At 69.6% G+C, this 25,082-nt stretch carries 21 protein-coding genes; 9 read left to right on the forward strand and 12 right to left on the reverse strand.

Annotated elements, in window-relative coordinates; translation table 11 throughout:
* Positions 1-59 precede the first annotated feature (59 nt).
* Positions 60-413, forward strand: a complete 354-nt coding sequence (locus tag ACQPWZ_RS23365; RefSeq protein WP_327680748.1) for a winged helix-turn-helix transcriptional regulator — start codon at positions 60-62, stop codon at positions 411-413.
* A 381-nt stretch (positions 414-794) separates the two neighbouring features.
* Here the strand turns inward: ACQPWZ_RS23365 and mgrA are convergent, their stop codons facing one another.
* Positions 795-1,832 (reverse strand): L-glyceraldehyde 3-phosphate reductase, encoded by a 1,038-nt coding sequence (gene mgrA / locus ACQPWZ_RS23370; RefSeq protein ID WP_340475099.1) that lies wholly within the window; start codon positions 1,830-1,832, stop codon positions 795-797.
* Between the two features lie 210 nt (positions 1,833-2,042).
* On the opposite strand from mgrA, the gene ACQPWZ_RS23375 reads away from it, so the two are divergent.
* From ACQPWZ_RS23375 to ACQPWZ_RS23395, 5 genes are all read left to right on the forward strand, one after another.
* Positions 2,043-2,804, forward strand: a complete 762-nt coding sequence (locus ACQPWZ_RS23375; protein ID WP_313944368.1) for an isoprenyl transferase — start codon at positions 2,043-2,045, stop codon at positions 2,802-2,804.
* A gap of 305 nt (positions 2,805-3,109) precedes the next feature.
* A complete protein-coding gene (locus ACQPWZ_RS23380) occupies positions 3,110-4,432 on the forward strand; it encodes a PhoH family protein (protein ID WP_340475102.1) in 1,323 nt (440 codons plus the stop codon).
* A 388-nt stretch (positions 4,433-4,820) separates the two neighbouring features.
* Positions 4,821-5,510 (forward strand): transglycosylase SLT domain-containing protein, encoded by a 690-nt coding sequence (locus ACQPWZ_RS23385; RefSeq protein WP_327680743.1) that lies wholly within the window; start codon positions 4,821-4,823, stop codon positions 5,508-5,510.
* Positions 5,511-5,620: 110 nt separating this feature from the next.
* Positions 5,621-6,961: an AI-2E family transporter gene (locus tag ACQPWZ_RS23390; RefSeq protein ID WP_340475103.1), complete on the forward strand. Its 1,341-nt coding sequence runs from the start codon at positions 5,621-5,623 to the stop codon at positions 6,959-6,961.
* Positions 6,958-7,710, forward strand: a complete 753-nt coding sequence (locus ACQPWZ_RS23395) for a hypothetical protein (RefSeq protein ID WP_433572304.1) — start codon at positions 6,958-6,960, stop codon at positions 7,708-7,710. The genes ACQPWZ_RS23390 and ACQPWZ_RS23395 overlap by 4 nt, the downstream gene beginning before the upstream one ends.
* Before the next feature lie 150 nt (positions 7,711-7,860).
* Here ACQPWZ_RS23395 and ACQPWZ_RS23400 read toward each other — a convergent pair whose 3' ends face one another.
* Both ACQPWZ_RS23400 and ACQPWZ_RS23405 read right to left on the reverse strand, forming a co-directional pair.
* Positions 7,861-8,394 carry an alkyl hydroperoxide reductase gene (locus ACQPWZ_RS23400; RefSeq protein WP_433572305.1) on the reverse strand — a complete coding sequence of 178 codons (534 nt, stop codon included), beginning with the start codon at positions 8,392-8,394 and terminating at the stop codon, positions 7,861-7,863.
* 2 nt (positions 8,395-8,396) lie between these two features.
* A complete protein-coding gene (locus tag ACQPWZ_RS23405; protein WP_327680734.1) occupies positions 8,397-8,951 on the reverse strand; it encodes a peroxiredoxin in 555 nt (184 codons plus the stop codon).
* A gap of 141 nt (positions 8,952-9,092) precedes the next feature.
* Here ACQPWZ_RS23405 and ACQPWZ_RS23410 point away from each other — a divergent pair, with 141 nt between their 5' ends.
* Positions 9,093-10,025 carry a LysR substrate-binding domain-containing protein gene (locus ACQPWZ_RS23410; protein ID WP_340475106.1) on the forward strand — a complete coding sequence of 311 codons (933 nt, stop codon included), beginning with the start codon at positions 9,093-9,095 and terminating at the stop codon, positions 10,023-10,025.
* Here ACQPWZ_RS23410 and ACQPWZ_RS23415 read toward each other — a convergent pair whose 3' ends face one another.
* From ACQPWZ_RS23415 to ACQPWZ_RS23435, 5 genes are all read right to left on the reverse strand, one after another.
* Positions 10,026-12,383 (reverse strand): FtsX-like permease family protein, encoded by a 2,358-nt coding sequence (locus ACQPWZ_RS23415; protein WP_433572306.1) that lies wholly within the window; start codon positions 12,381-12,383, stop codon positions 10,026-10,028.
* Positions 12,383-13,066, reverse strand: coding sequence for an ABC transporter ATP-binding protein (locus ACQPWZ_RS23420; protein WP_340475108.1), 684 nt, complete (start codon positions 13,064-13,066; stop codon positions 12,383-12,385). Before ACQPWZ_RS23420 ends, ACQPWZ_RS23415 begins: the two co-directional genes overlap by 1 nt.
* Positions 13,063-13,587 (reverse strand): PadR family transcriptional regulator, encoded by a 525-nt coding sequence (locus ACQPWZ_RS23425; protein ID WP_340475109.1) that lies wholly within the window; start codon positions 13,585-13,587, stop codon positions 13,063-13,065. The genes ACQPWZ_RS23420 and ACQPWZ_RS23425 overlap by 4 nt, the downstream gene beginning before the upstream one ends.
* Before the next feature lie 171 nt (positions 13,588-13,758).
* Entirely contained in the window at positions 13,759-13,983 is a 225-nt protein-coding gene (locus tag ACQPWZ_RS23430) for a hypothetical protein (protein WP_356701511.1), read from the reverse strand.
* Entirely contained in the window at positions 13,980-14,915 is a 936-nt protein-coding gene (locus ACQPWZ_RS23435; protein WP_340475111.1) for an SPFH domain-containing protein, read from the reverse strand. The genes ACQPWZ_RS23430 and ACQPWZ_RS23435 overlap by 4 nt, the downstream gene beginning before the upstream one ends.
* Positions 14,916-15,203: 288 nt before the next feature.
* Here ACQPWZ_RS23435 and ACQPWZ_RS23440 point away from each other — a divergent pair, with 288 nt between their 5' ends.
* Positions 15,204-17,432, forward strand: a complete 2,229-nt coding sequence (locus ACQPWZ_RS23440; protein WP_433572307.1) for a transglycosylase domain-containing protein — start codon at positions 15,204-15,206, stop codon at positions 17,430-17,432.
* A 76-nt stretch (positions 17,433-17,508) separates the two neighbouring features.
* On the opposite strand, the gene ACQPWZ_RS23445 is transcribed toward ACQPWZ_RS23440, so the two are convergent.
* The 4 genes from ACQPWZ_RS23445 to ACQPWZ_RS23460 form a co-directional block, all read right to left on the reverse strand.
* On the reverse strand, positions 17,509-18,990 hold the full coding sequence (locus ACQPWZ_RS23445; protein WP_383232121.1) for a catalase: 1,482 nt from the start codon (positions 18,988-18,990) through the stop codon (positions 17,509-17,511).
* A gap of 86 nt (positions 18,991-19,076) precedes the next feature.
* On the reverse strand, positions 19,077-20,927 hold the full coding sequence (locus ACQPWZ_RS23450; RefSeq protein ID WP_313944353.1) for a SpoIIE family protein phosphatase: 1,851 nt from the start codon (positions 20,925-20,927) through the stop codon (positions 19,077-19,079).
* A gap of 309 nt (positions 20,928-21,236) precedes the next feature.
* Positions 21,237-21,914: a cytidylyl-2-hydroxypropylphosphonate hydrolase gene (fomD, locus tag ACQPWZ_RS23455; protein WP_340475115.1), complete on the reverse strand. Its 678-nt coding sequence runs from the start codon at positions 21,912-21,914 to the stop codon at positions 21,237-21,239.
* A gap of 68 nt (positions 21,915-21,982) precedes the next feature.
* Positions 21,983-23,377, reverse strand: a complete 1,395-nt coding sequence (locus tag ACQPWZ_RS23460; protein WP_433572308.1) for a class II fumarate hydratase — start codon at positions 23,375-23,377, stop codon at positions 21,983-21,985.
* A gap of 135 nt (positions 23,378-23,512) precedes the next feature.
* Here ACQPWZ_RS23460 and ACQPWZ_RS23465 point away from each other — a divergent pair, with 135 nt between their 5' ends.
* A complete protein-coding gene (locus tag ACQPWZ_RS23465; RefSeq protein ID WP_433572309.1) occupies positions 23,513-25,069 on the forward strand; it encodes a ricin-type beta-trefoil lectin domain protein in 1,557 nt (518 codons plus the stop codon).
* Positions 25,070-25,082 lie beyond the last annotated feature (13 nt).

Below are 25,082 nucleotides of genomic sequence, written 5' to 3' on the forward strand. Positions count from 1 at the left end.
TCCGCGAACAGTGGTGTACTGGCGAAACGGTAAGTATCGAGCGTGTCGGAGGAGTTGCCGTGGCCAAGGCGAAGAGTGCGTACAGCTGCGGTCTCGATGCCGCCGTGGACGTCGTCGGCGGCAAGTGGAAGCCGCTCATCCTGTGGGCGCTGCACGACGGCACGCACCGCTTCGGGGAGCTGAAGCGCCATGTCGGCGGCGTCAGCGAGAAAATGCTGATCCAGCAGTTGCGCGAGCTGGAGGCGGACGGTGTGGTGCACCGCGAGGTCTACCGGGAAGTGCCGCCCCGGGTGGAGTACTCCCTCACCGAGCTGGGGGAGGCGCTGAACACCGCGCTGCTGCCGCTCGGGGTGTGGGGCGACACCTTCATGGAGCAGATCATCGCCAACAAGACGAAAGAACCGTCGGCCTGACGGACCGGCGAGGGGCGGCCGTTCCCTACACGCCGTCACCGCGTCAACGGCGCGCCCGGACCGCGGGTCCCCCCTGAGGGGTACGACCCGGGATGCCCGAAGAGCCCAAAAGCCCCTGGTTTCCGGGCTCCCGGGCTACAAGGGGCCCTCCGTTCGCCGCATCCGTGGCGTAGTTCCGGCACGGCGTGGCACGCAGCACCACTTACGAAGGGTTATGGTGGAAACCCCCCCTCGGGCCGGTCCGTATCCCCCCCACGGACCGGCCCGTTTTTCTGTCCCGGCCCGTACGGCTCCCCGCTGCACCGGGCAGGTGAGCGGCTTCCGCACTTCCCCGTTGGTGCGCGGCCACCGCTTCCCCCGGGCCTCACGCGGCGTCAGCCGTCAGCTGCGGCCCGCCCAGATGTTGGTGCCCTCGGTGTCGACCGCGTAGGTGTCGATCTCCCGCAGCTCCTCCTCGCTCAGAGGCGCGCCGGCCAGAGCCTCCACGTTCTCCTCGAGCTGCTTCACACTGGACGCGCCGATCAGGGCCGACGTCATCCGCGGATCCCGCAGCACCCAGCTGATGGCCAGCTGCGCCAGCGACTGGCCGCGGCCGGCGGCGATGTCGTTCAGCCCGTTCAGCCGGCGCACGACCTCGTCGGACAGGAGCTTCGGGTCCAGCGACTTGCCCTGGGTCGCCCGCGAGCCCTCCGGAATGCCCTTCAGGTACTTGCCCGTCAGCAGGCCCTGTGCGAGCGGCACGAAGGAGATGCAGCCCATGCCGGCGCTCTCCAGAGTGTCGAGCAGCCCGTCGTCCTCGATCCAGCGGTTGATCATCGAGTAGGAGGGCTGATGGATGAGGGCGGGCACGCCCATCTCCTTCAGCAGCCGGGCGGCCTCGGCGGTCTGCTCCGCGGTGTAGGAGGAGACGCCCACGTACAGCGCCTTGCCCTGCTGCACGGCGGTGGCCAGCGCGCCCATCGTCTCCTCGAGAGGAGTGTTCGCGTCGAAGCGGTGCGAGTAGAAGATGTCGACGTAGTCGAGTCCCATGCGGTCCAGGGAGGCATCGAGCGAGGACAGCAGGTACTTGCGGGACCCCCACTCGCCGTACGGCCCCGGGTGCATGAGATAGCCGGCCTTGGTGGAAATGACCAGTTCGTCGCGGTAGGGCGCGAAGTCCTGCGCGAAGAGCTTGCCGAAGTTGAGCTCGGCGGAACCGGGCGGCGGGCCGTAGTTGTTCGCCAGGTCGAAGTGCGTCACGCCGAGATCGAAGGCGCGGCGCAGGATGGAACGCTGCGAATCGAGCGCGCGGTCGTCGCCGAAGTTGTGCCACAGGCCGAGCGAGAGGGCGGGGAGCTTCAGCCCCGACCGGCCGGAGCGGCGGTACTCCATCGAGTCGTATCGGTCGGGAGAAGCGAGGTACGGGGAGGTATGAGTCACGTATCCCTCCTTATCACGGACTTGTGACAGACCGGGTTGGGTGGCCGTGGCCCGTGCGCAGTACTGTTGCGGCTTCGGGGATTGCCGCCCGGCGGGGGCCGAGGCCGGTGCTGCGTTCGCCCGGGGCACGGCGCCCGACGGCGGCCGCGCCGCGGGCCGGGCCCCGGGTACAGGGCCGGTGAGCCCGACGGAACCGAGAGGTGGACTGGCGTGAACTTGCGTGACCTGGTGTACGGGCTCTACGCACGCCGGGTGGAGGGCCGACTCGACCACGCCCAGGTGCCCAAGCACATCGGCGTCATCCTCGACGGCAACCGTCGCTGGGCCAAGGCTTCCGGTGGTACCGCAGAACAGGGTCACAAGGCCGGCGCCAGCAAGATCCAGGAGCTGCTGGGATGGTGCGCCGAGACCGATGTCGAGGTCGTCACCCTCTGGCTGCTGTCCACGGACAATCTGGACCGCCCGGAGAAGGAGCTCGTCCCGCTCCTCGGCATCATCGAGAACGCGGTCCGCGACCTGGCGGCCGACGGCCGCTGGCGCGTGCACCACGTCGGCACGCTCGACCTGCTTCCCGCCCGCACCCAGTCCGTGCTGAAGGAGGCCGAGCAGGCCACCGACGGCATCGACGGAATACTGGTCAATGTCGCGGTCGGCTACGGCGGCCGGCAGGAGATCGCGGACGCGGTCCGCTCCCTGCTTCTGGAGCACGCCGACAAGGGCACCAGCTTCGAGGAGCTGGCCGAGATCGTCGATGTCGAACACATCTCCGAACATCTCTACACCCGCGGCCAGCCCGATCCCGACCTGGTCATCCGCACCAGCGGCGAGCAGCGGCTGTCCGGATTCATGCTCTGGCAGAGCGCCCACTCGGAGTACTACTTCTGCGAAGTCTTCTGGCCGGCGTTCCGCAAGGTGGACTTCCTGCGAGCCCTCCGTGACTACGCCGCGCGCCACCGCCGCTACGGAAACTGAGGTCCCCGCGGGGCCCTCGCAGCACTGATCACCCTCTGTTCACCCACACGTCGTCATATGCCATGGCATGGCAGCGCGTGTTCGAGGGAATACCCCTTCCAGGTCGACGTCCGATCCACGAACGTCGTATCTCAGTGAGCGGCCGAGACCGCTCACCCGGGAGGCCCTTTGCACACGAAGGAACGCACCCCCTGTGCGGACCACGCGGAGGGCCGGTGCTCGGCCCGCGCATCGTGGCCAGAGCCCGGCCCAGTCGCCCGCGACGCCGTCGCAGCCCGACCTCGTCCGAGGGGGTACGTCCTTCCGTGGTGAACAGCACAAAGCGCCGCATGCCCGACAGGCGCACTTACGTTCTCGACACCAGCGTCCTGCTGGCCGACCCGAACGCCATGACCCGCTTCGACGAGCATGAAGTCGTGCTCCCGATCGTGGTCATCACGGAGCTGGAGGCCAAGAGGCACCATCCGGAACTCGGCTACTTCGCCCGTCAGGCCCTGCGCCTGCTGGACGACTTCCGTATCCGGTACGGACGCCTCGACGCCCCCATCCCCATGGGCGACCTCGGCGGCACGATCCGTGTCGAGCTCAACCACTCCGATCCCGGCGTCCTTCCGGCCGGCTTCCGATTGGGGGACAACGACTCACGGATCCTGGCGGTAGCGCGCAATCTCCAGGCCGAGGGGTACGACGTCACGGTCGTCTCCAAGGACCTGCCTCTGCGGATCAAGGCCTCCTCCGTCGGCCTGCTGGCCGAGGAGTACCGCGCCGAGCTCGCCATCACCGACTCCGGCTGGACCGGAATGGCGGAGATGTCGCTCTCGGCCGACCAGGTCGATCTGCTCTACAGCGAGGAGACGCTCTACGTCCCCGAGGCGGCCGAGCTGCCCGTCCACACCGGACTGGTGCTTCAGTCCGAGCGCGGCAAGGCGCTCGGCAGGATCACGGCCGAGGGCAACGTCCGGCTCGTGCGCGGTGACCGGGAGGCCTTCGGCATCCACGGCCGCAGCGCCGAGCAGCGCATCGCCCTCGATCTGCTCCTCGACCCGGACGTCGGCATCGTCTCGCTCGGCGGCCGGGCCGGCACCGGAAAGTCGGCGCTCGCGCTCTGCGCGGGACTGGAAGCGGTCCTGGAGCGCCGACAGCACCAGAAGGTGATGGTCTTCCGGCCGCTGTACGCGGTGGGCGGGCAGGAGCTCGGCTATCTGCCCGGCACCGAGGCCGAGAAGATGAGCCCCTGGGCGCAGGCCGTCTTCGACACGCTCTCCGCCGTGGCGGGCCGTGAAGTGATCGAGGAGGTCCTCGGGCGCGGCATGCTCGAGGTGCTGCCGCTCACCCATATCCGGGGCCGCTCGCTGCACGACGCGTTCGTCATCGTCGACGAGGCCCAGTCCCTGGAGCGGAACGTCCTGTTGACCGTTCTGTCCCGAATCGGGGCTGATTCCCGGGTTGTTCTCACGCATGACGTGGCACAACGGGACAATCTGCGCGTGGGGCGGTACGACGGAGTCGTCGCCGTGGTCGAGAAGTTGAAGGGCCATCCGCTGTTCGCGCACGTCACCCTCACCCGGTCCGAGCGATCGCAGATCGCCGCGCTGGTGACCGAAATGCTCGAGGAAGGCCAGATCTAGCACCGAATACGGCAGTTGGCGCCGCCCGGCAGACGCAAGAGCGTAGCCGGGCGGCGTCGTGCTGTGCGCCGCTTTCCGTAAAACTCCTGGGGCAAACGGCATGTGAGCTTTCACACGCAACGAAGAATTGCCTTGCGGCGTCGGCTTCCGGCAGAGTCTTGCTTCCGTCAGGCCCCGCATACGACACACCCGCACCACCCGTGGTGCACCGCAACACACAACTCAAGACCTGCCGTCGTGTGCCGCCCGCGAGCTTCATGGGCTCTCCCGTAGGGGAGTTGCCCACCGGGCCAGCGCCTCCTGTGACCCAACGCAGTGAGGAGGCCAGCGCCAGGGGCACGATTCGTACGCGAGGTCACCCATGCGCGCGATGCTGGAAGGAAACCGTGTGAGCCGGATCTCGGTCCGGGGATTCGCCGTGGCGTCAGCCACCGCGGTCACCACCGTCGGAGCTGTCGTGGGCGTTGCCTCGGGCAACACCCAGCCCGCGGGCGACACGCTCGAGGCAACGGCCGCCGACGCGACCCTCCTCGCAGACATTCCCATGGGCCAGCAGGCCCAGGTTCAGGTTTCCTCCCTCGCGGAGCAGGCCGATGCCCAGGCCGCCGCCGCCGACGCGACGGCCAAGAAGTCCGCCGAGGAAGCTGCGCGCATCGAGGCGGCGAAGACCGCCAAGGCGAAGAAGGAAGCCGCCGAGGAGAAGGCCCAGGCCGAGCGCGACAAGGAAGAGCGGGCCAACCGCGACTCCGTGCGCGACGCTTCGAGCTTCTCCGCCAAGGGCTCCTACTCCGTCGCCGAGGTCCAGGCGATCGCCCGGCAGATGGTCCCCGCCGACCAGTTCCAGTGCTTCAGCAACATCGTGGACCACGAGTCCACCTGGAACTACCGCGCGCAGAACCCCTCTTCCGGTGCGTACGGTCTCGTCCAGGCGCTGCCCGGCTCGAAGATGTCCTCGGCCGGCGCCGACTGGCAGACCAACCCGGCCACCCAGATCAAGTGGGGCCTCAACTACATGAACGAGCGCTACGACAGCCCCTGCGGCGCGTGGTCGTTCTGGCAGGCCAACAACTGGTACTAGAGCCGTCGCTCAACTTCACGTGGCCCCTCACCGTCCTACGGTGAGGGGTTTCGTGCGTGTACCGTCGTCCGGAATGCGTGGGGTGAGCAGTGGGGGGAAGAGGGAAGATCATGTCAAGACTGCCAGGCTGGCTCGCGGGGCTGGGCGCCGGAATCACCCGTGCGTCCCAGCGGCTGGACGAGCGCCGTAAGGAAGCAGTGGCCGGTGACCTCGCCGAGGAGGTCGTCGTGCCCACCCCCCGCCCCGAGCGGATACCGGCGCCGCCCGCGTACGCCCCCGCGGTCGTGGCCAAGCCCGACCCCGTCTCCGCCATCCCGTGGGGCATGCGCGTCGCGGCGGAGGCCGGCTGGCGGCTTCTCGTACTCGCGGGCACGCTCTGGGTGTTGACGAGGATCATCAGCGCCGTCCAGCTGGTGGTGCTCGCCTTCGTCGCGGCGCTGCTCGTCACCGCGATGCTCCAGCCCACCGTGGCCCGGCTGCGCCGGCTCGGCCTGCCGCGCGGACTCGCCACCGCGGTCACCGCGATCGCCGGGTTCGTCATCATGGGCCTGGTCGGCTGGTTCGTGGTGTGGCAGGTCATGGACAACCTCGACAACCTCTCCGACCGTGTCCGGGACGGCATCGAGGAGCTCAAGCGCTGGCTGCTGGACAGCCCGTTCCATGTCACCGAGTCGCAGATCAACGACATCGCCAAGAACCTCAGCGACACGATCGGCACCAACACCGAGGAGATAACGTCCGCCGGTCTTCAGGGCGTGACGGTGATGGTGGAGATCCTCACCGGCATTCTGCTGGCGATGTTCTCCACGCTCTTCCTGCTCTACGACGGCAAGCGCATCTGGCAGTGGACGCTGAAGCTGGTCCCGGCGCAGGCCCGCGAAGGAGTCGCCGGAGCCGGGCCGCGGGCGTGGCGCACTCTGACCGCGTATGTGCGCGGCACGGTGCTGGTCGCCCTGATCGATGCGATATTCATCGGTATCGGCATCTATTTCCTCGATGTCCCGATGGCTGTGCCGCTCGCCGTGTTCATCTTCCTGTTCGCCTTCATCCCGCTCGTCGGCGCGGTCATCTCGGGCGCCCTGGCGGTCGTCGTCGCGCTCGTCACCCAGGGCGTGTTCACCGCCCTGATGGTGCTGATCGTCGTCCTGGCCGTGCAGCAGATCGAGGGGCATGTACTGCAGCCCTTCATCCTGGGACGCGCGGTCCGGGTGCATCCCCTCGCCGTCGTCCTCGCGGTCGCGGCGGGCGGACTGACCGCCGGTATCGGCGGAGCGGTGGTCGCGGTGCCGCTGGTGGCCGTGACCAACACCGTCGTCGGCTATCTGCGGGTGTACAGCCAGGAACAGGCCCTGCTCGCCACGACTGCGCCGCCCGGTGCGACGGTCGTGGAGGCGGCGCCCGACGCCGTGGCCGTTCCCGAAGGGGCGCCCGGGCCGCAGGAGCGCGAGTGATCTCCGAGCCGGAACTGGTCGGTGACGAAGAGGGGTTCGGCGAGCCGGAGATCCCCGGACAGCGGAAGGACGACGCGGGGGACCGGGAGGCCACCGCGGAGACCGTCCCGGCGGCGGACGCTCCGTGGTTCCGGCGCCCACCCCCGCAGGCCTGGCTGTGGGCCCTCGGCGGCGCGGTGACGGCCTCGGCGGTGTGGGCCGCCGGTCTGTACGTCCACGAGAGCCGGGGCCCGGACATGGGCGCGTACCGCGAGAGCGGCAACCTCTGCCTCGACACGGAGGTGAAGGCCCTGTCCACCGCACTGGGCGAGGTGGACTCCCCGAGGCCGTCCGGGCGCGAGCACGCGGCCCGGGACATGGCGACCTGCTGGATCCACCTGGTGGACTCCACCGCGAAGGAGGCGGACCAGTACACGCCGACGACGGTGTTCGTCACCTACGCGCTGCACAAGAAGACGGACCCGGGGCCGGAGTTCGATGCCGGCGTGGGCACGGACATGTTCTTCGGCGACACCGAGATCGCCATGGAGCGGGTCGAAGGGCTGGGCGAGCGTGCCTACTTCGTGCTGTCCGGCGGCTCCGGCACCCCGGGCCTGCATGTGCTGGACGGGCAGGCCGTCCTCACCCTGACCGTGTCGCCCGGCGCCCTGTCCGGATCGGACACCGACGTCGACCCGGCCGACGCGTCGGAGATCAGACCCTTCATGGTCGAGGACATGCGGGCGCTGATGGCGAAGCTCCAGAGCTGAGCGGACGGACACCGGGAAGCCCCCGAGCCAGGACGCACAAGAACCGGAGTCATGACACACAAGACCGGAGTCATGACACAGGAAGGGCCCCCGCCGGTCCGTTGCCGGCAGAGGCCCTTCTCGTCTGTCCGTTGTCCCGCGCCTGTGCGCCTACTCGGCGAGGACGGCCTCGGCGTCCAGCGTCGTCCCGACCGCCTGGATCACCGCGGCGATCTTGAAGGCTTCCTGGACCGTCTCGCGGTCCACACCCGTCTTGCGCAGAACCTGCTCGTGCGAGTCCAGGCACTGGCCGCAGCCGTTGACGGCGGAGACGGCGAGCGACCACAGCTCGAAGTCGACCTTCTCCACACCCGGGTTGCCGATGACGTTCATCCGCAGGCCCGCGCGCAGCGTCCCGTACTCCGGGTCCGACAGCAGGTGCCGGGTCCGGTAGAAGACGTTGTTCATCGCCATGACGGCGGCGGCGGACTTGGCGGCGGTGTACGCCTCGGGGGAGAGGTTCTCCCGGGCCTGCGGCTCCAGCTCGCGCAGCACCTTCGGCGAGCGCGAGGCGATCGCGCAGGCCAGCACGGTGCCCCACAGCTGCTGCTGCGGGAGCTCGCTGTTGCCGATGACCGAACCGAGGTTCAGCTTCAGGTCCTTGGCGTAGTCCGGCAGTGCGGACTTGAGTTCATCGAGTGCCATGATCACTCACCGGCCAGCAGCTTGACCGGGTCGAGGGTCTCGTCGCCGGACTTCCAGTTGCAGGGGCACAGCTCGTCGGTCTGCAGGGCGTCGAGCACCCGCAGGACCTCCTTGGGGTTACGGCCGACGGAGCCGGCGGTCACCATCGTGAACTGGATCTCGTTGTTCGGGTCGACGATGAAGACGGCACGCTGGGCGAAGCCGTCCTCGCCCTCGATGCCGAGGTCGCGCATCAGCTCGTGCTTGGAGTCCGCCATCATCGGGAAGGGCAGGTCACGCAGGTCGGCGTGGTCCTTGCGCCAGGCGTGGTGGACGAACTCGGAGTCACCGGAGAAGCCGAGAATCTGAGCGTCGCGGTCGGCGAACTCGTCGTTCAGCTTGCCGAAGGCGGCGATCTCGGTGGGGCAGACGAAGGTGAAGTCCTTGGGCCACGCGAAGACGACCTTCCACTTGCCCTCGTAGGACTTGTGGTTGATCACCTCGAACTCCTTGCCGGTCTCCAGCGAGACGCAGGAGGTGAGTTCGTACGTGGGGAACTGGTCACCAACAGTGAGCACGCGCTCTCCTTGCAAAACATGGAATTCCCTTTTGGGGCATTCCAGGGGGTTGGACGGATCTTGATCCTGGCACAGAGTGCATTGATCAAAGAAATAGCTAGACTCGGTCGCCGCGATCGGAGGGAGTTATCAGTGGGTGGCATGAACAGGGGCAAACAGCCGAGCCTGGCACAGCTGCGTGCCTTCGCGGCCGTGGCCGAGCATCTGCACTTCCGGGACGCGGCGGCATCAATCGGGATGAGTCAGCCGGCACTCTCCGGAGCCGTCTCCGCGCTGGAGGAGGCACTGGGTGTCCAGCTCGTCGAACGCACGACCCGCAAGGTGCTGTTGTCGTCCGCCGGTGAGCGGCTCGCCGCCCGGACCCGGGCGGTGCTGGACGCGGTCGGTGAGCTGATGGAGGAGGCCGAAGCGGTACGGGCGCCGTTCACCGGAGTCCTCCGGCTCGGCGTGATCCCCACCGTCGCGCCCTATCTGCTGCCCAACGTCCTGCGCCTGGTGCACGACACGTACCCCGCCCTGGACCTCCAGGTCCACGAGGAGCAGACCTCCTCGCTGCTGGAGGGTCTGGCGGCGGGCCGGCTCGATCTGCTGCTGCTCGCGGTCCCCCTCCAAGTGCCCGGCATCGAGGAACTCCCGCTGTTCGACGAGGACTTCGTCCTCGTCACCCCGGAGGACCACTGGCTCGGCGGCCGCCAGGACATACCGCGCGAGGCGCTGCGCGAACTCCCGCTGCTGCTGCTCGACGAGGGCCACTGTCTGCGCGACCAGGCCCTCGACATCTGCCGGGAGGCCGGCCGCAGGGACGGCACACCGGTGACCACCACCGCCGCCGGGCTCTCCACCCTCGTGCAGCTCGTCGCCGGCGGTCTCGGGGTGACCCTGTTGCCGCGTACGGCGGTCGACGTGGAGACCGGCCGCGGCGGTCTCCAGACGGGCTGGTTCGCCGACCCGGCCCCGGCACGCCGCATCGCCCTGGCGATGCGCTCGGGAGCGGCACGCCAGGGCGAGTTCGCGGAGTTCGCACAGGCGCTGCGGGACGCGATGCGCTCCCTGCCCGTACGGGTTCTCGGCTGACTACTCCGTACGCAGCCCGTCGGGGCGCATCAGGCGCCACAGCACGGGCAGGCTGAGGAGCGTCACCAGAAGGATCAACACGGCGCCGACGGCGTTGACCGGCAGGAACGCCCACCAGTCCTCGACCTGCTTGTTCACCATCCGCAGCAGCACCAGACCGAGGCCCACCCCGCCGCCGGTCGCCAGGGCCAGGCCCAGCACGATCGGCACGGCCGTCTGCCACAGCACCGACCAGCTCAGCGTGGCGCGCCGGGTGCCGAAGGCGACCAGTACCGACAGCAGCCGCTTGCGGTCTCGCAGTTGCTCCAGTGTGGAGACGAGCATGGAGGCGGCGATCAGCAGCATCGTGGCGGTCGCGCCGACGAACAGCCCGGTGCGGACGCTGGAGTACTGACTGTCGCGCTCGAAGTTCTGCAGCGTGTTGACGAAGGTCAGCGGGTCGATGGCGGCGGCCGTGTTGCGGGCGTACTCGGCCGCGTCAGGAACCGCCGGATCGAGCTTGATCATCGTCCTGGCCTCGGGAGACATCAGCGCCTTGACGTCGATGGCCGAGGGTGTGGCCATGATGCCGAAGGCCAGGTCCCCCATCGGATCGGGGCGGGAGTCCACCGTGCGGGCCGACTTCGGTACCCGCCACAAGGCGGGCGCGGGGCGTGTGGTCTTCCCCTCGCTCCACTGCTCCGGGTGGAGATTGACCTCGGCGCCCGCCCGAGCCGTCTTGGCGAGGTAGTCGTCCGGCGGCCCCTGACCCTTGGGCGTGCGGACGATGAAGACGTCGCCGTCCCGGCACGAGGAGATCTTCGCCAGCTCCTTCAGGGAGGGGCAGTCGCCGACGGTGAGCTGGGTGGTGGGGATCCAGTCCTCACCCGCACGCTGCGGGCCCGGCCGCTCGACGCCGGCCTCGATGAACCCGACCACGCCGAGGACGCCCTTGGTCCGCGCGTACTCGTCGATCATGTCGCGTGCCAGGGTGCCGTTCCCGGCCGGCACCCGCGTCTCGAGCTGGGCCCGGGCCGAGTCCATCCCGGTCGGCCGCATGAAGTCGTTCTGCACGGCGGTCAGCAGCATCTGGAGCGCGATGGCCCCCGCCGCCGCGACGACGATCCCACTCACCGCGCGGGCCGCCGTACCGCTGCTCAACTGGAGCCTGCGCACGGCCAGTTGCCAGGCCACCGGGCCGCCACGGAGCCGGCCGACGACCGCCTCCACCAGCCATGGGAGCAGCGAGGTGGTGCCGATCAGCACCAGCATGGCGCCGGCGGCGATCTGGTACGTGGCGATGCCGGTCTCCTCCATGCCGATGCTCCCCGACTGGGGCAGCAGCAGCGCGACACCGACGACCGGGAGCAGCACACGCCACCACAGCCGGCGCCGCCGCCCAGTCGCGTCGCGGACCACGCCGAGCGGCTCGATGGACACCCGGCGCAGCGCGGAGAGGGTGACACCGATCGCCGACGCGGGCACGGCGATGAGGATCAGCACGGTCAGCCAGAGGCTCGGGACGATGTCGGAGGGGAAGGCGTTGACGTCCCAGACGGTCACCGAACCGGCGAGCTGCCGCACCCAGGCGAAGAGCGCGGCGCCGGTGGCGAGGCCCAGCAGTGTGCCGCCCAGTGACTCGCCCGCCGCGATGCGCCGGGTCATCGCCTGATCCGCACCCACCAGGCGCAGAGCGGCCAGCCGGCGGTCACGCTGCTCCCCGCCGAAGCGCACGGCGGTGGCGATGAACACGGCGACGGGCAGGATCAGGGCGACGCAGATCATCACGACGATCAGCAGCAGCACCGCGTTCAGCGGATCGAAGGATCTCGCGTCGCCGTAGTGGTCCGCCCGGCCCTCGGCGCCGGTCTCCAGGCCGACGGGACTGCCGGCGTAGTAGAGCAGCTCGGCCCGCCCGGTCAGGCCCTCCTTGCCGATGGTCGCTCCGACCTTGTACGGCAAGCGGTCCTTCAGCAGGGAGCCGCGGGGAGAGTCGAGCAGTTCGGCCAGCGCGGGGGAGACGGCCATCTCGCCGGGAGCCGGCACCTGCGCCAGGCCCACAGGCGCGGGGGCGTCGTTGCCGTCGGGCCGGATCACGAGGCCCTTGACGGTGTCACCGCGGTACAGCGTGCTGGTCCGGTTGAAGAGGAAGGAGCTGTCGGACCGCTTCGCCTCGTCGAGGCTCACCTCGCGGGCGGCCGCGCGGTCGTCGCGCGTCTGCAGAAGGCCCGGCACGGACGCGGCGAACAGCAGCATGGCGACGCCGAGTCCGACGCCCAGCGCGGTGAGGGCGGTACGGGCCCAGCCGGGCCGCCCGCCGGTGACGGCGAACCGGAGACCCAGCGTCAGGTCCCGTATCCAGGTGGAGCCGAGGTTCATCAGACGCCCGCCATGTCGCGGACCGTGCCGTCGCGGACGACGACCTCGCGGTCGGAGTAGGCGGCGACGCGGGCCTCGTGGGTCACCAGGACGACCGCCGTGCTCGACTCGCGGGCCGCGTCGGTCAGCAGCTGCATCACCCGCTCGCCGTTCAGCGAGTCCAGCGCGCCGGTCGGCTCGTCGGCGAACAGCACGCGTGGCGACGTGACCAGGGCACGGGCCACGGCGACCCGCTGGCCCTGTCCGCCCGACACCTCACCGGGCCGCTTGCCGCTCACATCGGTGATCTCCAGGCGCTCCATCCACTCCGCGGCGGCGCGCTCCGCGGCCTTGCGCCGGGTGCCGCTGAGCCGCAGGGGCAGGGCCACGTTCTCCAGACAGGTCAACTCCGGTACGAGCTGGCCGAACTGGAACACGAAGCCGAACTCGGTACGCCGCAGCGTGCTGCGCTCCGCGTCCGACATCGCGGTGAGGTCGCGCCCGCCGTAGCCGATGGTGCCCGCGTCGGGCGGAACGATCCCGGCCAGACAGTGCAGCAGCGTCGACTTGCCGGAGCCGGAGGGACCCATCACGGCGACGACCTCACCGGGGTGGATGGAGAACGAGGCCCCGACGAGGGCCGGGGTCGAGCCGTACGCCTTGTGCAGGTCCTCGGCCACGAGCAGGGAGCCGGCCGGGGTCATGCGCCGACCTCCTTCGCGAGCTGCCCGAGCCGGGCGGCGGTCAGTTCGAGCCAGCGCAGATCGGCTTCGAGGTGGAAGAGGGCGTGATCGCAGATGAGCTGGTCGGCGAGGTCGCCGCGGCGCTTGCGGTCGGTGAGGATGCGCATGAGCCGCAGATGCTCGGCACGCTGCCGGTCGAGCAGATCGGCCGCGCTGCGGCCGGTGAGCAGGGCGAGGACGACCTTGGTGTACAGGGTCGACTGGAGGTACGGCTCCGGCTTCTCCGGCTCGGTGAGCCACTGCGATACGTCGGTGATCCCGGCGTCGGTGATGGCGTAGCGCTTGCGCTCGGGCCCGCCGCCCGCCTCCACCCCGTCGACCTCGACGAGCCCGTTCTTGAGGAGCCGGGACATGGTCGAGTAGACCTGTCCGTAGTGCAGGGGCCTGTCGTGGCCGAACTTTTCGTCGAAGGCGCGCTTGAGGTCGTAGCCGTGGCGCGGGCCGGACTCGAGGAGTCCGAGGAGGGTGTGACCGATGGACATGCGGAGCACTCTACACACCGCGTATACATGGTGTGTATACCCGGGGTGTAGAGCCATGTGGGGGACCTGTGGGGGAACGGTCCTCGCGCCCGGCACGCGGCAGGTGACCCGCTCTCGGTGCCACGGCACAGCGGACCCGCGCAGTCTCGCGCGGGTCCGCTGTCCCCGTCCCTACTCCTGCTGCTCCTCCCGCCGGGTGGCCGGCGGGCGGCCTCTCTTCGGGATCGGGCGGGCCGCGGACGGCAGTCGGCCCGCGTCCGACAGTGCCCTGCGCAGCAGGAACTCGATCTGCGCGTTGGCGCTGCGCAGTTCGTCGGACGCCCACCGGGCGAGTGCCTCGTACACCGCCGGGTCCAGCCGCAGCAGCACCTGCTTCCGCTCGGGCGGGGGCGTCACTGGTAGAGCGTGCCCGTGTTGAGGACCGGCTGCACCGACCGGTCACCGCACAGCACCACCATCAGGTTCGACACCATGGCCGCCTTGCGCTCCTGGTCCAGCTCCACGATCTCCTGCTCGGTCAGCCGGGCCAGCGCCGCCTCGACCATGCCGACCGCCCCGTCCACGATCTGCCGCCGCGCGGCGACCACCGCACCCGCCTGCTGGCGCTGGAGCATCGCGGACGCGATCTCGGGCGCGTAGGCGAGATGCGTGAAGCGGGACTCGATGATGTGCACACCCGCCGCGTCCACCCGGGCGCGCAGCTCCACCGCCAGCTTCTCGGTGATCTCCTCCGCGTTGCCGCGCAGCGACAGGTCCTCCTCGTCGTGCGCGTCGTAGGGGTACTCGATCGCGATGTGCCGCACGGCCGCTTCCGTCTGGGTGGAGACGAACTCCAGGAAGTCGTCCACCTCGAACATGGCCTGGGCGGTGTCCTCCACCTTCCAGACCACCACGGCCGCCAGCTCGATGGGGTTGCCGTAGGCGTCGTTGACCTTCAGGACCGCGGTCTCGTGGTTCCGTACGCGAGTCGAGATCTTGGTCCGCGAGGTGAGCGGATTGACCCAGCGCAGCCCGTCGGTGCGGATCGTGCCGCGGTAGCGCCCGAAGAGCTGGACGACCCGCGCCTCGCCCGGCGCCACCATGTTGAGCCCGCACATCGCGAAGAAGGCGGCGATCGCCACGGCGATGCCGATCGTGATGAGAGCCACCTTCAGCCCGGTCGAGCCGGACGCGGAGCCGGCGATCACGAGCACGACCCCGGCCGCGAGCCCGAGCAGGCCGAGGAGCAGGGCAAGACCGCCGCCGATGCTGTGAGCAGGGACTTCCCGGACCTGTGGGGCCGGCATCTCGGGTACGTCGTCGGGTGTTGTCGATCCGGCAGCAGACATGTGCGCTCCCCGTTTCCCGGGCCGGGCAGCCCTGTTGGAGGCGGCTCGACCAGCTAGCAAAGTGATAACACTTTATCGTCTGCCGCAACCCTCCGCACCCCTCGTGAGTCGGTTCCATGAGACGGGGTGCTGATTGTCACGTCCGGAAAAGACCGGATCGGTAGCCGTTTGTCTGGGTGACCGGTGTTAGCTTTCTGAGCTGCTTCCGGGTCGGAGCCCGGAAAGCACCACCCACCACCAGCACCAGGGCGACGACGGACAGAGACCGAAGAGCGGAGCGGACGAGCGATGGGCCGAGCGGAAGCGCGACAGGCCCGGCAGCGCGGAGCGCGCCGGGCGAACAGAGCCGAGCGGACGGGCATACGGCGCTTCTTCACCTGGAGGAAGCTGCTGGGCACCTTCCTCGGCTTCTGCCTGCTCGTCATGGGCGCGTTCTTCATCATCTATCTGCTCGTCCCCGTGCCCTCGGCCAACGCCCAGGCCGAGATGCAGAGCAACGTCTACAAGTACAGCGACGGCAAGGTCCTCACCCGTACCGGCAAGATCAACCGCGAGATCGTGCCTCTGGAGAAGATCCCCAAGGGTGTCCAGTACACCTTCGTCGCCGCGGAGAACAAGACGTTCTTCAAGGACTCCGGCATCGACTTCAAGGGCACCACCCGCGGTGTGCTCAACACCCTGAGGGGCAAGGGCAAGCAGGGTGGCTCGACCATCACGCAGCAGTACGTCAAGAACTACTACCTGAGCCAGGAACAGACGGTCACCCGCAAGCTCAAGGAGCTGGTGATCTCCCTCAAGGTGGACCAGAAGAAGGACAAGCACGAGATCCTCGCCGGGTACATCAACACCAGCTACTACGGCCGCAACGCCTACGGCATCCAGGCCGCCGCCCAGGCCTACTACGGTGTCGACGCCTCGAAGCTGACCGTCGCCCAGGGCGCGTACCTCGCCGCCCTGCTCCAGGCCCCGAACCAGTACGACTGGGCGATCGCGTCGGACACCGGCAAGAAGCTGGTCACCCAGCGCTGGAACTACGTGCTGAACAACATGGTCGAGGAGGGCTGGCTGGAGAGCCCGGTCCGCCAGGGCCTGAAGTTCCCCGTGCCCAAGCCCCCCAAGGCCGCTCCCGGCCTGGAGGTGGGCCAGACCGGATACCTCGTGGACGCGGCCGAGGCCGAGATGGAGCGCATGGGCATCTCCGAGGAGGAGATCAAGGCCGGCGGCTGGACGATCACGCTCAACATCGACCGCAAGCGCCAGCAGGCCCTGGAGAAGGCGGTCGCCAAGCAGCTGGAGGCCAAGCTCGACCGCAAGGGCGACAAGGCCGACGCCACCGTCCAGGCGGGCGCCACCTCCGTCGACCCGAAGACCGGCAACGTCCTCGCGCTCTACGGCGGTGTCGGAGCCACCGAGCACTGGCTCTCCAACGCCACGCGCCGCGACTACCAGCCGGCGTCGACCTTCAAGCCGGTCGTCCTCGCCTCGGCCCTGGAGAACGGTTCGAAGACCCAGGACGGCCGCCCGATCGGCCTCCAGACCCGGTACGACGGCACCAGCAAGCGTTCGGTCGAGGGCAGCGACGTCGCCTTCGCGCCGGAGAACGAGGACGACAAGGACTACGGCCCGGTCAGCGTCCAGCGCGCCACCAACAGTTCGGTCAACTCCGTCTTCGCGCAGATGATCGTCGACGTCGGCCCGCCCGAGGTGAAGAAGACCGCGCTCGACCTCGGCATGACGGACGGCGACGGCTGGCCCGAGCAGCCGGCGATGTCGCTCGGCACGATGGGCGCCTCCACCTGGGACATGGCCGCGGTGTACGCCAGCCTCGACGCCCACGGCAAGAAGATCACGCCGACGATCGTGAAGTCGGCCGAGCGCGAGGGCCGCGAGGCCGAGCGCAAGGTCGATCCGGTCGGCGGCCAGGTCATCAGCCGGGAGGCCGCGGACACCGTCACCGCCGCCATGACGGGCGTCGTCCGCAGCGGCTCGGGTGTGAACGCGGCCGGCGAATACCAGGCCGCCGGCAAGACCGGCACCTCGGAGAACAACCGCTCGGCGTGGTTCGTGGGCTACACCCCCGAGATCGTCACCGCCGTCGGCCTGTTCGGCGAGCAGTCCGACGGCACCGGCCAGGTCACCCTCACCAACACCGTCAACGAGGGACGTGCCAACGGCGGTGGCGTCCCGGCCAAGATCTGGAAGGCGTACACGACCGGCGCGCTCGGCGGCGGTTCGGACGCCCGGTTCGACCTCGACGTCGACGAGTCGGCGACGGCCGAGCCCACCCCGACACCGACGCCCACGCCGACTCCCTCGCCCACGGAGTCCGAGACGGACAAGCCGGACGACTCGCCGACCCCGACCCCGACGGAGTCGGAGACCGAGCCGCCGACGGGGGACCCGACGCCGACCCCGACCAAATCACCGTCCGGTCCGCCGAGCTTCACCCCGCCGCCCGACCCGGGTGACGGCGATCCGGGCGACCCGGACGAGCCGGGCCTCAACCTCAGGCCCTGACAGCGGCACTGTGCCCGCGGACCCGGATGCCGGGTACCGCGGGCACTGTCGTGCAGGGGATCAGCCCTGAAGGCGATCAGCCGCCGTTCACCTGGTTGGCGATGCGGTCGCCGAGATTCTTGTCGATGTTGCGCCAGTACTGCAGCGCTCGCTGCTGGACCGGCTTGGTGACACCGCCGAGCAGATGCCCGCTGACGTTCGACGCCAGCCGCTCGCGGGCGGCGTCGTCGAGCACCTCGCGGACCATCGTGCCCGCCTGGCCGAAGTCGTCGTCCTCACGGTGCGGCTTGTACGCCTCGCGCACCATCTCGCCCGCGGTGGCCCAGCCGGCGGGGTCGCCGAAGCGCTGGTAGTCGGCCGCGGGACCGCCGTACGAGTTCGGCGCGTACGGCATGGCCGCGTTCGACGGCACATACCGCATCGGCCCGTCCTTGGCGTAGGAGTTCACGCCGGAGTGCGGACGGTTGGGCGGCAGCTGCGCGTAGTTCGGGCCGATCCGGTACCGGTGCGTGTCCGGGTAGGAGAACAGCCGGCCGAGCAGCATCTTGTCCGGCGACGGGCCGATGCCCGGCACCATGTTGGACGGCTCGAAGGCAGCCTGCTCGATGTGGATGAAGTAGTCGTCGGGGTTCTGGTTCAGCGTCATCCGTCCGACGTCGATCAGGGGGTAGTCGCCGTGCGGCCACACCTTGGTCAGGTCGAAGGGGTTGAAGCGGTAGTCGGGAGCGTCGTCGAAGGGCATGACCTGCACCTTCAGGCTCCACGAGGGCGCGTCGCCCGCCTTGATCGACTCGTACAGATCGCGGCGGTGCTTGTCCGCGTCCGACCCGGCCAGCTCGTCGGCCTCGGCCTGGGTCAGGAAGTCGATGCCCTGATCGGTCTTGAAGTGGTACTTCACCCAGAACCGCTCGCCACCGGCGTTGATCCACATGAAGGTGTGCGAGCCGTAGCCGTTCATGTGCCGGTAGGTCTTGGGCACGCCCCGGTCGCCCATCAGCCAGGTCACCTGGTGCGCGGACTCGGGGGAGAGGGTCCAGAAGTCCCACTGCATGTCGTTGTTGCGCAGCCCGGTGGCCGGATGGCGCTTCTGGGACCGGATGAAGTCCTGGAACTTGATCGTGTCGCGTACGAAGAAGACCGGCGTGTTGTTGCCGACCAGGTCGTAGTTGCCGTGCTCGGTGTAGAACTTCAGCGCGAAGCCGCGGGGGTCGCGCCAGGTGTCGGGCGAGCCCTGTTCACCGGCGACGGTCGAGAAGCGGGCCAGCATGTCGGTGCGCTTGCCCGGCTGGAACATGTCCGCCCTGGTGAACTGGCTGACGTCATTGGTGACTTCGAAGAAGCCGTACGCCCCCGATCCCTTCGCGTGGACCACTCGCTCCGGCACCCGTTCACGGTTGAACTGGGCCATTTTCTCGATGAGGTAGTGGTCCTGGAGCAGGATCGGGCCGTCGGCCCCGACGGTGAGCGAGTGCTCGTCGCTCTCCACGGGGATGCCGACGTTGTTGGTCGTGTACGGAGTCGCGGGGGATGACTCGGTCACGAGCGTCCTCCCATTCATTGAGGAATGTGGTCGCTTCGGCCGTGTGCCCCACTTAACTCCGCAGATGCGATGTCGGCAACATTTGGACAGGGTCCAGATTTGGCCTACGTACGAGTGGGCAGCTCGAACCAGACGACCTTGCCGGTCGACAGCCGGGTCGCTCCCCACCGCCTGGCCAGCCGGTTCACCAGGAACAGCCCTCGTCCGCCCTCGTCCGTGTCCCGCGCCCGGCGCTGTCGTGGCAGCTGCGGGGAGTCGTCCCCGACCTCGCACCGCAGGACGTCCGTCCGCAGCAGCCGCAGGGTCACCGGCCGCTCCGCGTACCGCACGGCATTGGTCACGACCTCGCTGACCAGCAGCTCCACCGAGTCGCTCAGCTCCTCCAGACCCCAGCGGGCCAGGGCCCGGCGGGCGAGACGGCGGGCCCGGCTCGGTGCCGCGTCCTCCGGCTCCAGGAACCAGTAGGCGACGTCACTCGGCGCGATCCCGTCGAAACGGGCCGCGAGCAGCGCGATGTCGTCGTCCCGGTCGCCGGGGCCGAGCATGTCCAGCACGTCGTCGCAGAGCGCCTCCAGCGGCGGCGAGTGGTCCGGTCCGGTCAGCTGGGCGGTGGCGGCCAGCCGCTCCCGCAGCTGCTCGATCCCCGTCCACACGTCCCGCAGCCGGGACTCGACCAGGCCGTCCGTGTACAGCAGCAGCGTTGCTCCGGCCGGGGCATCCAGCTCCACGGCCTCGAAGTCGACCCCGCCGACGCCGATCGGCGCCCCCGGCGGTACGCGCAGCACCTCGGCCCGCCCGCCCAGATGCAGCAGGATGGGCGGCGGGTGGCCCGCGTTCGCGATGGTGATGCGGTGCGAGACCGGGTCGTACACCGCGTACATGCAGGTCGCCATGCGGTCGGTGCCGAGCCGCTGGGCCTGCTCGTCGAGATGGTGCAGCACTTCCTGCGGCGGCAGATCGAGCCCTGCCAGTGTCTGTGCCGTGGTGCGCAGCTGTCCCATGATCGCGGCCGAGGTCATCGAGTGGCCCATGACATCGCCCACGACGAGCGCCACCCGGCTGCCCGGCAGCGGGATCGCGTCGTACCAGTCACCGCCGACGCGGGCCGTCTCGGCCGCAGGCAGATACCGCGAGGCGAGCCGGACACCGGTCGGCTGGGGCAGCGAGTCCGGCAGCATCGTGCGCTGGAGCTCGTCGGCGATGTACGCCTCACGCCCGTACAGCACGGCCTTGTCGATGCCGAGCGCCGTGTGCGTCGCGAGCTGGGCGGCGACCAGGAGATCGTTCGGCTCGAAGGCGGGCCGGTCCGGCCGGCGCAGGAAGACGGCAGCACCGATCACCCGCCGCCGCCCGCGGAGCGGGGCGAGTATCGCTCGATGGCCGTTCGGCACGGTCCGGTCCGCGCCGAGCAGCTCGGGCAGGGCGGCCCTCGCCGCCGCGGAGTCGCCGAACACGGGCCGCACACCGCGCAGCACCTCGGACAGCGCCCCGCCGGAACGGACCTCGCACAGCTCGGCGGCCGGCGTGAGGTCGTTGTGCGGGTCGATCACGGGGATGGGCCCCGAACTGCCCAGATCGGCGTCCTCTTCTGCTAAACGCAGCCGGTCCGTACGGCGCAGCCGCAACACGAACGGCGAGATCGGACGCTCGTCGCCGACCGGCAGCGGGTCCCGCAGATAGACCAGGATCGCGTCCGAGAACGTCGGCACGGTCGCCCGGCACAGCCCGAGGACGATCTCGTCGAGGTCGATGCCCCGTGCGATCCGCCGGGTCGCTGCTCCCACGAAACGCAGCCGGTCACCCTCGCGCCGGGCCGTGCCCGCCAGGTCCTGCGGCGGGCCGCTCGGCGAGGGAACGGCCGACGGGCCGGTCGCCTCCGCCCGCGGCCGGGTGCGTTCCTGCGACCGGGCAGCCAAGGGCTGCCGGCCTTCGTGGGAGGTGGGCTGCTCCGTCACGCGTGGGCTTCCGTCCGTCCGGGCCGGTGGTGCGATGCATTCGCCTCTTGAGGCGGTATACCCGCTCTGCGGGTGGGGGCGACAGGGTGGCAGGCATCCGGCACAGCTCCACCCCCTGGTGATGATTCCGAGATGACTTACGGTCAGGTCATGTGCTGCGCTCAATAGTTGCGGTAACGGCGCAGCCTTGCGGACGACGATCCTACGTTTGCCCCCAGGGGGCGCATCAAGAGTCTCACGAGGTCGTATGCGCCGGAGCGTGTTCCTGGACGGGAGTCAGTCACATCGCACCTGCGACCGCGGCCCTGCTCAGGACGTCAGCTGCACGGCCGCGCGGGCCCAGTCGGCGGGCAGCTCCGGCACCCGCCAGGCGGGATCGGGGCGCCAGTGCTCCCAGCCGTCGGAGAACGGCGCTCCCCAGGCCCGTACGGCCCGGACGGCCTCCTCGCCCGCGAGGCGCACCCGCTCGGCCTTCTCCGGGCCGATCAGGCCCACCCGCTGCGCCTGGTCGAACTCGTCCTCGTCGTGCCAGCGCCAACTCCGGTCGGGATCGACCGAGATGTCCAGAAAGTGATCCTCCGAGTCGATGCCGCCCGACCAGCGGGTGCGGGGTTCCTCGAGGTTCACGTACCAGTTCTTGAACTGCCACCCCGGCTCCCAGAACAGCCAGACCGACCACGGTTCGCCGGGTCTGGCCAGTTTCAGCACTCCGGTGCCGAACCAGTGGCCGCGGGTGACCGTGCGGGGAGCCGTGTAGCGGGTGGCGAGCGGCTCCTCGTGGACGGGAGTGCCGTTCGCGAGCACCGGCTTCACGCACTCCGTCCCCGGCGCGAGCCACACCGCGAGCGCCTCGTCGGTGTCCTGCACGACGGTCACCGGGCGGCAGATGTGGACGCCCTGACCCGAGAGATCCGGGGCATGGCCGCGATAGCGCCAGAGGATGTGGTCCCCGGGCGTCCAGCGTTCGATGCGTTCCGAGCCTTTCATGAGGAGATCTTAGGAGTACCGCCCGCGCGACGCCGCGACCCGGGTGGCGGGCGTGTGGCGGGCCGGCGTCAGGGCCGGGTCATCCGCAGCACGTCAAGGGCCTCGTCGAGCTGCTCCAGGGTCAGCGCTCCACGCTCCACATAGCCGGATTCGAGCACGACCTCACGGATCGTCTTCCGCTGCGCGAGCGACTTCTTGGCGACCTTCGCGGCCTCCTCGTAGCCGATGTACTTGTTGAGCGGAGTGACCACGGAGGGCGAGGACTCGGCGTACTCACGGGCGCGCTCGACGTTCGCGGTGACGCCGTCGACCGTGCGGTCCGCGAGCAGCCGGGCGGCGTTGCCGAGCAGCCGGACCGACTCCAGGAGGTTCTTGGCGATCACCGGGAGCATCACGTTCAGCTCGAAGTTCCCCGCGGCGCCGGCCACGGCGACCGTGGTGTCGTTGCCGGTGACCTGGGCGGCCACCATCAGGACGGCCTCCGGGATCACCGGGTTGACCTTGCCCGGCATGATCGAGGAGCCGGGCTGGAGGTCGGGCAGGCTGATCTCGGCCAGACCCGTGCGGGGGCCGCTCGCCATCCAGCGCAGATCGTTCGAGATCTTGGTGAGCGAGACGGCGATGGTGCGCAACTGCCCGGAGGTCTCCACCAGGCCGTCGCGCGCTCCCTGCGCCTCGAAGTGGTCGCGGGCCTCGGTCAGCGGCAGTCCGGTGGCACGGGCCACCTCGGCGATGACGGCGGCCGGGAAGCCGGGCGGGGTGTTGATGCCGGTGCCCACCGCCGTACCGCCGAGGGGGAGTTCGGCGAGCCGGGGCAGGGACGACTGCAGCCGCTCCACGCCGTACCGGATCTGTGCGGCATAGCCGCCGAACTCCTGGCCGAGGGTCACGGGTGTGGCGTCCATCAGGTGCGTACGCCCGGACTTGACCACGTCCGCGAACTCGGCCGACTTGCGCTCCAGCGCCTCCGCCAGGTGCTCCAGGGCCGGGATCAGGTCCCGGGTCACGGCGGCGGTGGCGGCGATGTGGATGGAGGACGGGAAGACGTCGTTGGACGACTGCGAGGCGTTCACATGGTCGTTGGGGTGCACCGGCCGGCCGAGGCGCTCGGTGGCCAGGGTGGCGAGGACCTCGTTGGTGTTCATGTTGGACGACGTCCCGGAACCTGTCTGGAAGACGTCGACCGGGAAGTGCTCGTCCCAGCGGCCTTCCGCCACCTCGGCCGCGGCCTTGGCGATGGCTTGCGCCATGTCCTTGTCCAGGACGCCGAGTTCGGCGTTGACCCGCGCGGCGGCCGCCTTGATGTGCGCCAGGGCCTCGATGTGCGACCGTTCGAGCCGCTGGCCCGACACGGGGAAGTTCTCCACCGCGCGCTGGGTCTGGGCCCGCCACTTGGCGTGTGCGGGCACCCGCACCTCACCCATGGAGTCGTGCTCGATGCGGTACTCGCTCGCGTCGGACATCGGTGTCCTACCTCCTGGCTCTGCCGTCCGGGTCCCGAACCCCCGAAAAACTTGAGCACTTGTCTTGTTCTGCCTATTCCCCATTGCGCTACCTGCCAGTAAATACCCGGAGCAACCACATACCGGGGAGGCGCAATGCTGCATCTGTTCGGGGGAAGATCCCCCTGCCCGCGCAGCACCACGCACAGACTCCGTCGTACCGTCGCGGTCACCGCCGCGCTGGCGGCCGGGCTCGGCGGACTGGCGGTCACCGCACCCGCGGCCACCGCCGGCCAGACCCGCACCACCGCATCCGTACCCCTTCCGCCCGAGCTGGAGGCCATCCGGGCGGCCGAGGCCGTCAAGCTGTACGGCACCCCCGCGGAGCGCCCGTTCGACGAGCGCAGGACCGGCCTGATCTCGCTGGGTGACAGCGAGATCTCCGGGGAGGGCGTCGGCACCTACGAGCCGGGAACCAACGGCCCCGACAACTGGTGCCATCGCTCGCCCGAGGCCGCCATCCACCGCACGGGCATCGCCGCGGACGTCACGTACAACGTCGCCTGCTCCGGAGCGGGCACCGGAAACATCCGGATCGGCGGCTCGAAGCAGCACGCCGACGAACTGGTCCAGAGCGACAACCTGGCCGTCAAGGCGCGCAACACCCGCATCAAGATGGTCCTGTTGGTCGCCGGGGCCAACGACGACCTGCAGTTCGGTCCGGTGATGACCGACTGCGTGGTCCGCTTCGTGACGTTCCAGGGACCCTGCGAGCCGAAGTACGCGCCAGGCTGGCAGGCACGGGTCGACGGTCTCGTCCCGAAGGTCGAGCAGACGGTGCGCGACCTGCGCACGGTGATGCGCGACGCCGGGTACGCCGACGGCGACTACCGGCTGGTCGTGATGGGCTACCCGAGCCCGATCGGCCCGGACTTCCGCGACAACCCGCAGTTCCCGGGCAAGCTGCTGTGCGGGGGGATGGGTTACGACTCCGACACCGTGTGGGGCCGCAACACCGCTGTCCCGGCATTCGAGCGCGGTATGCGCCAGGTGGCGCGCTCCACCGGAGCCGTCTATCTCGACAACTCCCGGCTCTTCCACGGCCACGAGGTCTGTATGCAGGAGCCCTGGGCGCGGGGCCTCTACATCGACCTCAGCCTGCCGTTCCCGCCGGACTCCAACTCCGTGCGCCAGTCCTTCCACCCCAACGCGCGCGGCCATGCGGCCTTCGCCTCCTGTCTGACCCAGCTCTACAACTCGGGTCTGCGTGAGGCGAGTTGCGCACCGGCGGCATCGGGGCAGAATCCGGCCCTGTACGCGGGGGCCTGGGACGAGGCCTTCAAGCCCCTGAAGAACGAGGGCACCGGGTCCTGCGGGGACGTGTCGGGCGCGGTCACCCGCAACGGCTCGGGTGTTGTCGGCTGGGACTGCCACGGCGGCCGCAACCAGGGCTGGTGGTTCGACGGGGCACGTGGCTCGCTGCTCACGGAACTGACGCAGGACAGATGCGTGGACGTGCCACGAGCGCAGTACACACCGGGAGCGGCTCTGGTCCTGTGGGACTGCTCGGGCGCGGCGAACCAGCGCTTCGTCAGCACCGCGGGAACCCTGCGTCCCGCCGAGGCGCAGGGGCTGTGTGTGACGCATGCGGCCGCACGGGAGCCGTTGCGGCTCCAGCCGTGCACGGGCGCCGCGACACAGCGCTTCAGCTGATCGCGGACCCGGT

It is taken from the genome of Streptomyces sp. CA-251247, assembly GCF_050952975.1.
In the GTDB taxonomy this organism is placed as follows: Bacteria; Actinomycetota; Actinomycetes; order Streptomycetales; family Streptomycetaceae; genus Streptomyces; species Streptomyces achmelvichensis.